We start from the raw sequence: 12733 nt of genomic DNA on the forward strand, positions 1-12733 counted from the left end.
CGAAATATAATTATTTCTGAAATAAAAACGTAACTTACTGTTTCACGGTTAAGTTTTTATAAAAGCTAATTTAAATAAATTTTAAGTTTTTATTTGCAGCTCAGTTAGTAAGGTTACCAACTTTTCTAAAAGAGGTGTCTGTTCATTATCTCTATGGTAAGCAACAAACACATCTCGCGAGGTATGAGCAACATCCTCAACATGGTATAAATCACCCGCTTTTAACTGCTCTTCTACTAATAACTTAGGAATAAACGCACTACCACCGCACTTCAAAATTAAATCAAGAGCAATACGCCCTGTGCTGGTTCTAAAGTAAGGAGGCGCGTGGCCGTTAAACTCACGAGCATGCCACAAAGAAAAGGTAGTACCCCAATCAACATAAACATATTGATTGTCGAAAAAGTTTTCGCTGTTAGCTGTTTCAAAAGCACTCACAGGAATGATTGGCAGCTCACAAATTCGTTCAACAACTAGCTCATCCACTTTAGGAGGATCAAACAGTACCGCTAAATCTAATGTACGCTCTAATAGTAAGCGAGTGCTTTCTTGTTGTGCTTTTACTTCAGCGACTAACGATACACCCGGCATGGCAGAAACAATATTTGTGATCCCAAACTGTAAAAAAGCATCCCAAATATTAGGTGTACCTGCTAAACTAATTTGCTTATGCATATTATCAGCAAGCGCCACATCAACTTTTGCACGTTGCATGCCGGTAATGATCATTTGCGCATGTGGCAGCAATCGCTCACCCGGTGCTGTTAACTGAATATTGTTACGTTGACGAATAAATAAGTTAACGCCTAAACCTTGCTCTAACTGCCTGATTCGAAAACTCACTGCAGACTGCGTAATATATAAATTTTCAGCTGCTTTGCCGAAATGGCGAGTACGAACCACTTCGACAAAAGTCTTCAATAAATCGATATCCATTTTTTACCCTTACGATAAAAATAACTTGTTTAATAAAATCGACAACTTGATCCATACTCCTGCAAGAAATTAGGGCATGAGGATAAAGCCATGAGCAATGACATTTCATCACTTCGTCAGGCATTTGCAAGCCAACGTCAATTTTATGATGATCAAAACTTCCCACGCGGTTTTGGTCGTAGTGGTCACTTCACTTTGCTAGAAGCCGACATTCTCGAACAGCATGGTGTTGTATTAAAGGGTTTATACAACAAAACCCTAGAACCACAAAATGAATTTCAAACTCAATTTGTGCAAGTTGTTACCGGTAACCTTGAAGCAACAAACCCAGTTGAACGCGCTTGGATGAAATACCTAAAACAAACAACCTGTAAAACGAAGTTTCACACTTTGTTTGGTCGTTCACGTATTGCCAGTCCTACACCGCAAAGTGTTGAGTATTATTCTGAGTCAGATAGCTTATAACGATTTGCTTTTTTACCCTTTTAGGGTTAAAACTTGTAATAACTTTTGTTTCGCCAATAAGTTATTACAAGGCAAGCTGTGACTCGAAGAATACTAATAGTTGAAGATACGCCAACCATTGCGCGAGTGCAAAAACATATCGCGCAAAAAGTTGGCTATGAAGCTGACATTGCAGGTAATCTAGCCGAAGCAAAAAAGCTTATAAGTAAGCACAATTATTTTTGTGCTGTGGTTGATTTTATTCTCCCAGACGCACCTTTAGGTGAAGCCGTCCCCTGCACCATCGCTGCCGATATACCGACTATTGTTATGACCGGTAACCTTGACGAAACCACGCGTAATATCGTCGAAAAGCACCCAATCATTGATTACATTACCAAAGAAAATAAACAAGCCTATCAATACCTAGAAAAACAACTGGCGCGTTTACCTCGCAATGAGCAAATACTGGTGTTAGTGGTCGATGATTCAAAAGCAACTCGTCAGCTAATTTGTCATTTATTAGCTCGCCACAAATACCAGACAATTGAAGCCGTTGATGGCGTCGATGCTCTCAGAGTATTAGCTGAAAACCCAACAATTTCAGTGATAATAACTGATAACGAAATGCCGAACATGAGCGGTGCAGAGCTCTGTGTTGAAATACGCCGTTTATACTCCAACGATGAAAAAGCAATTATCGGTATTTCTGCTTATGATACTTTGCATCTATCAACGCGTTTTTTAAAATCAGGCGCAGACGACTACCTACGAAAGCCATTTAATAATGAAGAATTCTACTGTCGACTAAGCCAAAACGTCGACATGCTTGAAAACATCAAAACGATTCGTTTACAAGCAAATACCGATTACCTAACTAAACTACCAAACCGACGTTACTTTTTCGGTGAAGCAAATAGACATTTAAAAGCCGCTAAACAAGCTGGCTCGTCGGTATCCCTGGGCATGATCGACATTGATCATTTTAAATCTATTAATGATAATTATGGCCATAATGCAGGTGATGAAGTGCTCAAAGCGTTATCACATCACATGACCCAATATTTTGCAGATAATTTAGTAGGCCGCTTTGGTGGTGAGGAGTTTGCCGTGTATTTTGCAGATCAAGATCCAGAAGAAGCATTACAACGCCTAGAAAAATTTCGCGCTTTTATTGAAAAGCACAGCCCAGAGTTTAGTAAAGAGCAAATTCATTTCACTTTATCCATAGGCTTTCATCATCAGCCTATTTACAGTCTAGATGAACTGATTAAACAGGCTGATTTAAAGCTTTATCAAGCAAAAGAGTCTGGACGCAATAAGTTAGTTAGCTAAAGCCTAAACAGGCTTTGTCACCGCTTCTAATTGCGCCTTTCGTTGTTTACGGCTTTGTCGATACGAGTCCCAACTAAATAGTGCCAGCGCACTCCAAATGCACGCAAAAGTCACTACACGCTCAGCATCAAATACTTCACCGTAAAAAGCCACTGCAAGTATAAACATTAAACTTGGACCTATGTATTGGAAAAAGCCCAGCGTGCTGTACTGCAGGCGCTTTGCGGCACCTGTAAAACATAACAGCGGCAAGGTTGTTACCACTCCGGCACTGATGAGTAACAGGTTAATGTGCCAATCATTCGCTGTTAAATCAGAGCTTGCTGAAGGCGCCATCAACCACCAGTAAATAAGCGCCACAGGCAATAAAATAAGCGCTTCTAGTAATAAGCCTGGTAATGATTCAATTGGCAGCTTTTTGCGTAATAATCCATAAATGGCGAACGAACCGGCTAGTGAGAAAGCAACCACGGGGAATGAACCAAAGCTCACAAGTTGAAGTAACACACCACAAAGTGCTAAACCTACCGCAACGCCTTGCCATTTACGCAGTCTCTCACCTAAAAACAACATACCAAGTAACACATTGATCAATGGATTGATGTAATATCCTAAACTTGCATCAAGCATATGATTATTGTTCACAGCCCAAATAAATAAGCCCCAGTTAAAGCCTAGTAAACTGGCTGTTATCACCAACATCAGTAGTAATTTAGGTTGCCCAAGCACAATACGAATACGCTGCCATTGATGACGAGCTGCGATAATAAGAAGTAAAAATAACACCGACCAAATAACGCGATGCATCAAGATTTCAAATGCAGATATTTGCTGCAAAAACTTAAAGTAAATGGGTGCAAGACCCCACATAAAAAAAGCTAAACATGCGAAAATAACCCCTTTTCGCTGTTCAATATTGGTAGGCATAAGCTTGGCTTTGTAGGTTAAAAACATTATTTTACGCCCACTAAGCAGTGACGCAAGCAAAACGCGTTAAATAAACCCATGTATTTACTTCTAAAAAGGGACTACCATTGTTGCAAAGTAACGCCTTGATATTAAGCACCTGTGAAACGCTTAATTCTGCATCTTGAGGTCATTTGGTATATTGCTAAAGACATCGCCTTAAAAAACCACTAAAATGCTCGGCGATGAATACCAATACCGCAATGTCCAACACACCCGTTCGATCACCACACGCCGTACTCAAACAAGTGTTTGGTTACAAGGATTTTCGTGATGGCCAAGAAGCGATTATAGCCGCAGCGCTAGACGGACAAGACTCGCTTGTACTTCTGCCAACAGGTGGAGGCAAATCCTTATGCTATCAAGTCCCGGCATTAATCCTCGATGGTGTGACTGTGGTCATCTCGCCGCTTATTTCTCTGATGCAAGACCAAGTTGCCCAACTAAGAGCGCTTGGCGTACAGGCTGCATATATTAATAACAGCCTTCCCTTTGAAGAGCAGCAAGCGGTATATCAGCAATTGCACTACGGGCAAATTAAGCTGTTGTATGTGGCGCCAGAAAAAGTGTTGCAACATGAATTTTTAGAACGTTTAAGTCATCTTAATTTAGCACTTTTTGCCATCGATGAAGCACACTGTGTGTCTCATTGGGGCCATGATTTTAGGCCACATTATTGTCGACTCAACGAGTTAAAACATCGCTTTATGCATGTACCTATGATGGCACTTACAGCGACAGCAGATAAGGCAACTCGTTACGATATAATCGAACAGCTCCAGCTTAACCAGCCGTATGTGCACACAGGCAGCTTTGATAGACCTAATATTCGATACACCATTGAAGAAAAATTCAAACCTATGGTGCAACTGCTTCGCTATTTAAAAGAGCAGCAGAATCAAAGTGGCATTATTTACTGCACCAGCCGTAAACGGGTTGACGATGTTGCTGAAAAACTTGCTGATGCAGGTTTTAATGCCGCAGCCTATCATGCAGGCATGAGTAACGAGCAACGCCAATTTGTGCAATCAGGCTTTGCCCGAGACGATATTCAAATTGTGGTTGCAACGGTTGCATTTGGTATGGGTATTAACAAACCAAACGTGCGCTTTGTGGTGCATTACGATATTCCAAAAAGCATTGAGGCCTATTACCAAGAAACAGGCCGAGCTGGTCGTGATGGCCTTGCCGCAGAAGCGATTATGTATTTTGATCCAGCTGACATAGGCCGCGTGCGGCGCTTTTTTGAAGATATTGAAGACGAGCAACGACGCCGCGTTGAAGAACAGCGCTTTAATGCGATGGCCAGCTTTGCCGAAGCACAAACATGCCGCAGACAAATCTTACTCAATTATTTTAGTGAATATAAGCGCGAAACTTGTGGCAACTGTGATATTTGCTTAAACCCACCAACCAGCTTTGATGGCACACTCGTTGCGCAGCAAGCGCTATCTTGTGTGTACCGTGCCGAGCAACGTTTTGGGATTGGCTATATTGTTGAACTACTACGTGGTGCAAATACCAGCCGCATTCGTGATAATAATCACCACCAGCTAAGTACTTATGGTATTGGTAAAGATCACAGCGTGGAATTTTGGCTAAGTATTTTAAGGCAACTTATTCACCAAGGGTTATTAAGCCAAGACATCACGCAAGGCTCATCGTTACGTTTAACCGAAGCCGCCCGTGCAGTGCTTAAAAGTGAATATGCATTACAACTTGCCGAGCCTCGCTTACAAGCCAAGCACGTATACCAAGATAAACTCGCCCAGTTTAATTACGACAAAAAACTGTTTGCTAAATTACGTGCCTTACGTAAAGAACTGGCTGATGCGGATGATGTGCCACCTTATGTAGTATTCAACGATAAAACGCTTGCTGAGATGGCGCAACTTATGCCAACTAATGATAGCGAGTTCTTAAAAGTGTCGGGTGTTGGTTTTACTAAACTAAATAAATACGGCGCACCATTTTTAAATACTATCCGCGACTACTTAGCCGCAAACTAGGACTACCATGACTGAACTTACTTTTGATGCAGAACATGCAGTCATCATTGTGCAAGCAAGCGAGCCTCCTCATGACGAAGATTTTGAATTATGGGCTACCTTGTTTTTACATACACCCGCAATAAAAATTGCCGACTTTGATGCTGGAGCCGATCGACATCAGTTAAGATTTCACTTTACAGATCATAGTTTTAATCTAAACTTTGAACATTACAGTGAAAGTATTTGGATAAATGCTGAGGGCGTAGAAGCTACAGAGATATTAGGCGAGCTTTATCAGCATTTAGTCACACAGTTACAATAATAAGCTAGACTTTTTTCCACGCTTAGTATGTAGTGACTGTATAGGAAACAATCAACTAAGGGTGTAAATGGGTTTTAAGCAGTCGCACTTCGTTGCTCTACTAATTTTGTTGCCAGTGAGCTTGGTAACGAACGTGTATGCAGAACAGCAAGACATAGACGATAGCAACTATTGTCAAAATCAGCGCACACTAAAATCCCAAGATAACAATTTGCGCCGCCAACTTGATACCGATAACCCACTTCCGCAGGCTGCTGAAGGCAGCAAAATAACTTCTATAAAACTTGAGCAGCTCAATGTATTTAATACCGAGCTTGAAGAAGAAAATAACTTTTTATTTCGCTTTGCTAATCGTGCTCACATGACCACTGAGCCGGATGTAATACACAGCGTTTTACTATTCAAAGAAGGTGATGTTTACAATCCACGTAAATTACTAGAGTCTGAGCGACTGCTGCGTAAACAAGGTTATTTGTATGACGCCCGTATTAACGCCAAGCTTGACTGTGACGGAAATGTACACGTTAATGTTGTCACCCGCGATTTATGGACCTTACTGCCAGAAATAAGTTTCAGCCGCAGCGGTGGCGAAAATGAGTCAAGCCTTGGATTTCGCGAGTCAAACTTTTTAGGTTGGGGTAAACGCGTGTCGTTCTCGCGTACGCATGATGCTGACCGTACCGGTTACCTATTTGTTTATGATGATCCTAATATCTTTTCAAGCCGCTATCGTGGGCGGCTAGAATATTCCGATAACGACGATGGTAAGCGTCATTACATCGATGTAAGTTACCCGTTTTTTTCTATCGATACACCTTATAGTTATGGCGCAACAAGCTACTCTGATGAGCGCCGCGAATCACTTTATTATCGGGGAGATGTGGTCAGTGAGTTTGAACAAAAAACTGTATTAAGCCGCGCTTACTTTGGTCACTCATCACAACTTGCCAATAATTGGACCCAGCGCATAAAACTCGGCATTGAAAACCGCGAAGAGACCTTTAAAGACATTTCACAAACGCGCTTCCCTATTGCAGATGATCGTAGCCTTAGTTACCCCTATGTGAGTGCGCAATGGTTTGAAGATCATTACATCAAAGTAAGAAACTTCGACAGCATATATCGTACCGAAGACCTCAATCTTGGATGGAATATCCAAGCTCTTCTTGGTTATTCAAGCAAAGACTTTAGCGATGATTCAAGTCGTGCCATTTACTCACTATCATTATCAAAAGCGCACTACAGCGGAGATAATCAACTTTGGCGCTTTAAAGCCGACATAGACGGCTATTGGAACGAAGCCCTTGATGATGTTGAAAATCTTTTCACAAGCACGCAAGTCCAGTATTACCTTAATACGACTCTTAGGCAAAGCTGGTATGCTAAAGCACGCCTGCAGTACGCAAAAAACCTGACCGCCGACAGACAACTTACTCTAGGTGGAGAAAACGGCCTCAGAGGCTACCCGCTCGATTACCAAGTAGGCGATCGTAGCTTTTTAGTGACTTTAGAAAAACGCTATTATTGGGAATACGATTTATTGCAGTTATTCAAAGTCGGTGGCGCGGCATTTTATGATATTGGCAGAGCTTGGTATAACGACAAAAACAATGGTGAAAATGGCAATGTACTACAAAATGTCGGTGTGGGTCTTCGTTTAGCCCCTAGTCGTGCCAATGCAGGAACAGTAATCCATCTAGATGTTGCCGCACCGATAAATAATCACGATGATGAGATAGATTCAGTACAATGGCTTGTGACTGTTAAAAATACCTTTTAAGCTAGTGTTATTCAGCAACTAACGCGCTAAAATCGGACGTAAATTATTAGCTTGGGAACCCCTTTGGACTTCGTCGAATTTTTTAATGAGCAATATCATTTAATCGTGACAATCATCGCGGTTTTGCTCTATCCGCTACTACGTAAAACCACCAAAAAACTGCTTTTAAAAGCCATTAAAGGTAAAGCTGATCCGCACCGAGAGTACCGTGCAGAGCTACTCCTTAACATTATTTTGGCGATCGTAATGCTATGCTTAGTATTAGTTTTTTGGGGTATAGAGCTGCGCGGCTTGTTAGTACTAGGCTCATCCATTTTTGCCATGTTGGGTGTAGCCCTTTTTGCTGCTTGGTCGTTACTAAGCAACCTAACAGCCTTCTTGCTGATGTTTATTCAAAACGATTGTCGGGTTGGTTTTTGGGTCAGAGTAATTGACGGTGCAAACTTTTTAGAAGGGCGTATTATCGAAATGGGGTTAATGAACGTGGTGCTTGAGCATGTTGATGGCCACAAAGTCATTTACCCAAACAACATCTTTGTTACCCGCCCTGTGATGGTGTTAAAGACCCCACCAACAGCGACTAAAGCGCCAACCATAAAGCGCATTTTAGGGCCAAAAAAATAAAAGCCGCAATTGCGGCTTTTTTTATAAAATACTTTAACGGCTAATTATTTAAATCTGCAGTTTTCAACTCGTCTTCAATATCGCTTATTTCATCAATAAAGTTTTCAAGTTGTTGCTCTACAATACTATTTGCATGAGCAAAGTAAGCAAGATGGAATACGGCATCCCCCTCGTTCACAAGCGGCATGGTTTGTTGACCAATCACAATACCACTGCGCGGAGCGAGTAGCTCAAGCTCAGCATCACCAAGTGGGCTGCTGATATAAGCTAACACTTGCCCTTTCATTACTCGCTCACCAAGTGATACTTGTGCACGCACAATACCGTCAACTTCGGCGCGTACCCAGCTTGTTGAGCTTGCAATAACCGGCTCTGGTAGCTTCTTAGCTCGCTTACCACGTACCATTTTTAAATGGCGCATTACATAATCAACACCTTGCACACCTGCAGCAATGGCAATAGGGTCAAAGCGAAGCGCTTCACCAGCTTCATAAGTAATCACTGGAATACCTAAATTTGCCGCCTCACTACGTAATGAACCATTACGAAGTGACGCATCAATCACCGCTGGAGTACCAAAGGCTTTCGCCATAGCTGCCGTTGCAGGATCACTTAAATTAGCACGAATTTGCGGCAAGTTTGTCCGGTGTATCGCGCCCGTATGTAAGTCAATAATATGCGTACAATGCATAGCTACCTGCGAGAAAAATGCATTAGCCATGCGCCCAGCTAATGAACCGCGGGTTGAGCCCGGAAAGCTACGGTTCATATCTCGGCGATCAGGTAAATAGCGTGATTTGTGAATGAATCCAAATACATTCACAATCGGTACTGCAATAATAGTCCCTCGCAGTTGCTCAGGCTCAATCTTAGCCAGTAATTGCCTAACAACCTCAACACCATTGAGCTCGTCACCATGTATGGCCGCACATACCATTAATACCGGTCCTTGCTGCACACCATTGACGACTTCAATCGGAATATTTAACGGCGAATGGGTATAAAGCTTAGCAGCTTCAATAGAAAATGTTTTACGTTCGCCAACCCCCACCGTATCACCTAAAATTGAAAACGGTGTATTTTTCTTAACCTTAGCCACGCACTGTTCCTTTTAATAGAGCGCTAATACCCAAACCTCCTCTAGATGCAGAATTCAGCGTTTCACAGGTGCTTAATATCAAGGCGTTACTTTGCAAGAATGGCAGTCCCTTTTAAGAAGTAACAACGATGAGAGTAAGTGCCTGTGAAGCGCCCAAAGGGTTGGTTTAAAAGCGATTTATACTGCGTTATTGATTTTAACAATAGAACCACTATTACTTACAATCAATGCCTTGCCTAAATCGCTTTTAATTCCAACTGAAACTCGCACCTTGAGGTGGTTTGGGTATACATAATTATGGGTAAAGGCTTAGCCTTTACCACGAGTTGCAGTTCTTTTTGTAGCGGCTGTTTTCTCAATAAAATTGATGATCATGCCAGCAATGTCCTTGCCTGTTGCTACTTCAATGCCTTCAAGGCCTGGTGATGAATTTACTTCCATCACTAATGGACCACGTGCAGAACGAAGTAAATCGACACCTGCTACGTTCAAGCCCATCGCTTTAGCAGCTGCAACAGCAGTTCTTCTTTCTTCAGGCGTAATACGCACAAGTGTCGCACTACCACCACGGTGTAAGTTCGAGCGGAACTCACCTTCTTGAGCTTGACGCTTCATAGCAGCAATAACTTTATCACCTAGTACGAAACAGCGAATATCAGCACCGCCAGCTTCTTTGATGTACTCTTGCACCATGATATTGGCTTTCAAGCCCATGAATGCTTCAATTACACTTTCTGCTGCTTTGCGTGTTTCAGCTAATACCACACCGATACCTTGCGTACCTTCAAGTAGTTTAATTACTACAGGTGTGCCACCTACCATGCTTAATAAGTCTTTTACGTCATCAGGTTTGCTCGCAAAGCCTGTTACTGGCATACCCACACCTTTTCGCGAGAGTAGCTGTAGTGAACGTAATTTGTCACGTGAACGGGTAATAGCAACAGACTCGTTCACAGGAAATACGCCCATCATTTCAAACTGACGTAATACCGCACAACCATAGAAAGTTACTGATGAACCAATACGTGGCACGATAGCATCAAAATCTTTTAAATTTTCGCCACGATAATGAATTTCTGGTTGCTCTGAATTAATGTTCATGTAACAACGTAGTGCATCAATCACTTTTACTTCATGACCACGCTGTTCTGCTGCCTCTATCAAGCGACGTGTTGAATATAAATTTTGGTTGCGAGATAAAATACCAAGTTTCATAGTTAAAACCTTAACTGTTTAACTCATACACATTAAAAATGTGTCATAAGTCCTTTTTATAATAAGTGTGATAAAGCCGGATCAACGACTATACGATTTTCCATTGCTGTGCGCCCTAGCAACATTCTAAATTTCATCGTTGCACGGTTACTTAAGGTTACTCTTACAGGCCAGCTTTGATCTCCTGCAACGAGTTTTGTTTCAATAAAGTAACGAAGTTCACGCTGACCACTCGAACTGGTCACGTACTTACGCTCAACGATTTTTGCACGACACAACACTGTTGTTTCTACATCTTCTTGCAGAGGATGGGTACTAAATTTCACCCAGTTTTCGCCATTTTCTGAAAATTCCTCAATATCAAACGCATGAATACAAGATGTACGCGCACCTGTATCCACCTTCGCTTTGATCTTCTCAATGCCCAGTTCTGGCAAGCTCAGCCACTCACGCCAGCCAACTATCATTTTTGCGGTCATTCATGTGCCCTCTTTAAAAAAGTGTCTTATACGCTACAGCGCTAGAAACACCAACGAAATATATTTATCCCCTCGATAAATCGATTTCATTAATATAGTCTTGACTATACTAATGTATATACTCAACTATATCGCACTATTTGTAAAATGAGAGCTCAATATGATCAATGGGTTACTTCATGTCTTAATCTTAGACGAACAAGGCGGCGCACGTGCTATTGACAATAGTACCGAGCTGCAAAATTGGCAACCTGCACACGGAAAACTTTGGGTTCACATGGACTACAGTCAGGCCGATGCAGTGCAGTGGCTTGAACAAAGTAACTTATTAACAGATTACGAACTTGAGTCCCTTATTGCTGATGAAACACGCCCTCGCCTAACTAAAGTTACCAACGGTAACATGCTGTTTTTACGTGGTGTAAATTTAAACCCCGCGCAAAGTCCAGAAGATATGGTGTCGTTACGTTTATTCATCAACGAGAATGTTATTGTTACAACGCGTAAACGCCGTTTATTATCGGTGCAAGACGTTGTTGAATCGTTCGATGGTAGTAATGGCCCTTGCTCAATCTCTGAATTAGTGTGTCAATTAGCGCAAAACCTAACGTCTCGTATGCAAGCGGTGATCGATAGCCTTGATGACACACTCGATGGCTTTGAAGATGAAATTGATGAACCAAACAAAGGCTTTGATCATCAATCGCTAGCGCAAATTCGTCGTCAGACAATCGCGTTAAAACGTTATTTAAGACCACAAAAAGAAGCACTTATTACTTTGTTAAACAACAAATATAAGTGGCTAGATGAAGACGATAAAGCTCGCTTAAACGAAACAACCAATATGTTGATCCGTTATTTAGAGGAGCTAGACAGCTCGATTGAACGTGCACAAATTATTCAACAAGCGATTACCAGCCAAGTGTCGGAGCAACTAAACCAACGCATGTATGTGATGTCGGTGGTTGCTGCACTGTTTTTACCACTTGGCTTCTTAACAGGCTTACTCGGTGTAAACGTGGGTGGAATTCCGGGCACTGAAAGCCCTTATGCATTTAGCTTGTTTATTATTTTCTTGCTGGTGCTAACCGTTGGAATTGGCATTTACTTTAAAAATAAGAAGTGGCTATAACGCGATAACCTTTTTAATTAAATCAAGGCGGACGGCATGTTCGCCTTTTTTTGTCGCCAAAATCAGGTGCTCGCCATCGGAGTTAAATATTTTAAGTGTCTCAGCCCTTCCCTCTACCTGTTCACCAGATACTAAGGTAATACTCAATAATGATTTATGCATGCACCATAATTCGTACTTATCGTAGTCGCCACAGTCTATGGGTTGATAGGTCATTTTACTTTTGAGTTTTATTAAAGAGTAAATCGAGCTTAGAAGATATTAAAGTGAAGAGCAAATGGCGCTCTCGGCAGGGATCGAACCTGCAACTTAGCCTCCGGAGGGCCCCTATCGAAACTGATGGTGATAGGGGTTAACCGTCGTCCAATGTTTATATTATTAATTACAAACACTTAACCTGCTAACTCATT

Annotated in this window: 13 protein-coding genes; 7 read left to right on the plus strand and 6 right to left on the minus strand. The window is 41.7% G+C overall.

From position 1 onward, the window contains the following. Nucleotides 1–81: 81 nt before the first annotated feature. On the minus strand, nt 82–936 hold the full coding sequence (locus tag QL229_RS13325; protein WP_135926161.1) for a LysR family transcriptional regulator: 855 nt from the start codon (nt 934–936) through the stop codon (nt 82–84). A gap of 90 nt (nt 937–1026) precedes the next feature. On the opposite strand from QL229_RS13325, the gene QL229_RS13330 reads away from it, so the two are divergent. Both QL229_RS13330 and QL229_RS13335 read left to right on the plus strand, forming a co-directional pair. Further along, nucleotides 1027–1401 (plus strand): DUF413 domain-containing protein, encoded by a 375-nt coding sequence (locus tag QL229_RS13330; protein ID WP_135926162.1) that lies wholly within the window; start codon nt 1027–1029, stop codon nt 1399–1401. A gap of 78 nt (nt 1402–1479) precedes the next feature. Next, nucleotides 1480–2715, plus strand: a complete 1236-nt coding sequence (locus tag QL229_RS13335; protein ID WP_281547047.1) for a diguanylate cyclase — start codon at nt 1480–1482, stop codon at nt 2713–2715. A 3-nt stretch (nt 2716–2718) separates the two neighbouring features. Here QL229_RS13335 and rarD read toward each other — a convergent pair whose 3' ends face one another. Beyond that, on the minus strand, nt 2719–3642 hold the full coding sequence (gene rarD / locus QL229_RS13340) for an EamA family transporter RarD (RefSeq protein ID WP_235382257.1): 924 nt from the start codon (nt 3640–3642) through the stop codon (nt 2719–2721). Between the two features lie 224 nt (nt 3643–3866). Between rarD and recQ the strand changes: the two genes are divergently transcribed. The 4 genes from recQ to QL229_RS13360 all read left to right on the plus strand — a co-directional run bounded on the left by recQ (nt 3867) and on the right by QL229_RS13360 (nt 8398). After that, nucleotides 3867–5690: a DNA helicase RecQ gene (gene recQ / locus QL229_RS13345; RefSeq protein WP_138557039.1), complete on the plus strand. Its 1824-nt coding sequence runs from the start codon at nt 3867–3869 to the stop codon at nt 5688–5690. A 7-nt stretch (nt 5691–5697) separates the two neighbouring features. Then, nucleotides 5698–5994 (plus strand): DUF3630 family protein, encoded by a 297-nt coding sequence (locus QL229_RS13350; RefSeq protein WP_135926166.1) that lies wholly within the window; start codon nt 5698–5700, stop codon nt 5992–5994. Nucleotides 5995–6061: 67 nt separating this feature from the next. Next, a complete protein-coding gene (locus QL229_RS13355) occupies nt 6062–7774 on the plus strand; it encodes a POTRA domain-containing protein (protein ID WP_235382223.1) in 1713 nt (570 codons plus the stop codon). Nucleotides 7775–7837: 63 nt separating this feature from the next. Continuing rightward, the gene (locus tag QL229_RS13360; RefSeq protein WP_135926168.1) at nt 7838–8398 is read left to right on the plus strand and encodes a mechanosensitive ion channel domain-containing protein; all 561 of its coding nucleotides are present in this window, start codon (nt 7838–7840) and stop codon (nt 8396–8398) included. Nucleotides 8399–8438: 40 nt separating this feature from the next. On the opposite strand, the gene QL229_RS13365 is transcribed toward QL229_RS13360, so the two are convergent. The 3 genes from QL229_RS13365 to QL229_RS13375 all read right to left on the minus strand — a co-directional run bounded on the left by QL229_RS13365 (nt 8439) and on the right by QL229_RS13375 (nt 11191). Continuing rightward, nucleotides 8439–9497 carry a succinylglutamate desuccinylase/aspartoacylase family protein gene (locus tag QL229_RS13365; protein WP_135926172.1) on the minus strand — a complete coding sequence of 353 codons (1059 nt, stop codon included), beginning with the start codon at nt 9495–9497 and terminating at the stop codon, nt 8439–8441. Nucleotides 9498–9806: 309 nt separating this feature from the next. Beyond that, a complete protein-coding gene (gene rimK / locus QL229_RS13370) occupies nt 9807–10712 on the minus strand; it encodes a 30S ribosomal protein S6--L-glutamate ligase (protein WP_135926173.1) in 906 nt (301 codons plus the stop codon). A 56-nt stretch (nt 10713–10768) separates the two neighbouring features. After that, the gene (locus tag QL229_RS13375) at nt 10769–11191 is read right to left on the minus strand and encodes an ATP-dependent zinc protease (RefSeq protein ID WP_135926174.1); all 423 of its coding nucleotides are present in this window, start codon (nt 11189–11191) and stop codon (nt 10769–10771) included. A 160-nt stretch (nt 11192–11351) separates the two neighbouring features. Between QL229_RS13375 and zntB the strand changes: the two genes are divergently transcribed. Then, a complete protein-coding gene (zntB, locus tag QL229_RS13380; protein WP_135926175.1) occupies nt 11352–12323 on the plus strand; it encodes a zinc transporter ZntB in 972 nt (323 codons plus the stop codon). Here the strand turns inward: zntB and QL229_RS13385 are convergent. Next, complete coding sequence (locus QL229_RS13385; protein WP_138557041.1) at nt 12318–12539, minus strand: Rho-binding antiterminator; 222 nt, start codon at nt 12537–12539, stop codon at nt 12318–12320. The genes zntB and QL229_RS13385 overlap by 6 nt on opposite strands. Between the last annotated feature and the right edge of the window lie 194 nt (nt 12540–12733).

It is taken from the genome of Pseudoalteromonas sp. PAR1, from assembly GCF_947311895.1.
GTDB classification, from domain to species: Bacteria; Pseudomonadota; Gammaproteobacteria; order Enterobacterales; family Alteromonadaceae; genus Pseudoalteromonas; species Pseudoalteromonas lipolytica_C.

What these genes read in the sequence shown, in the direction of transcription:
- QL229_RS13325 (WP_135926161.1), bottom strand. Translation starts at nt 936, where the DNA reads ATGGATATCGATTTATTGAAGACTTTTGTCGAAGTGGTTCGTACTCGC.
- QL229_RS13330 (WP_135926162.1), top strand. Translation starts at nt 1,027, where the DNA reads ATGAGCAATGACATTTCATCACTTCGTCAGGCATTTGCAAGCCAACGT.
- rarD (WP_235382257.1), bottom strand. Translation starts at nt 3,642, where the DNA reads ATGCCTACCAATATTGAACAGCGAAAAGGGGTTATTTTCGCATGTTTA.
- recQ (WP_138557039.1), top strand. Translation starts at nt 3,867, where the DNA reads ATGAATACCAATACCGCAATGTCCAACACACCCGTTCGATCACCACAC.
- QL229_RS13350 (WP_135926166.1), top strand. Translation starts at nt 5,698, where the DNA reads ATGACTGAACTTACTTTTGATGCAGAACATGCAGTCATCATTGTGCAA.
- QL229_RS13355 (WP_235382223.1), top strand. Translation starts at nt 6,062, where the DNA reads ATGGGTTTTAAGCAGTCGCACTTCGTTGCTCTACTAATTTTGTTGCCA.
- rimK (WP_135926173.1), bottom strand. Translation starts at nt 10,712, where the DNA reads ATGAAACTTGGTATTTTATCTCGCAACCAAAATTTATATTCAACACGT.
- QL229_RS13375 (WP_135926174.1), bottom strand. Translation starts at nt 11,191, where the DNA reads ATGACCGCAAAAATGATAGTTGGCTGGCGTGAGTGGCTGAGCTTGCCA.
- zntB (WP_135926175.1), top strand. Translation starts at nt 11,352, where the DNA reads ATGATCAATGGGTTACTTCATGTCTTAATCTTAGACGAACAAGGCGGC.
- QL229_RS13385 (WP_138557041.1), bottom strand. Translation starts at nt 12,539, where the DNA reads ATGACCTATCAACCCATAGACTGTGGCGACTACGATAAGTACGAATTA.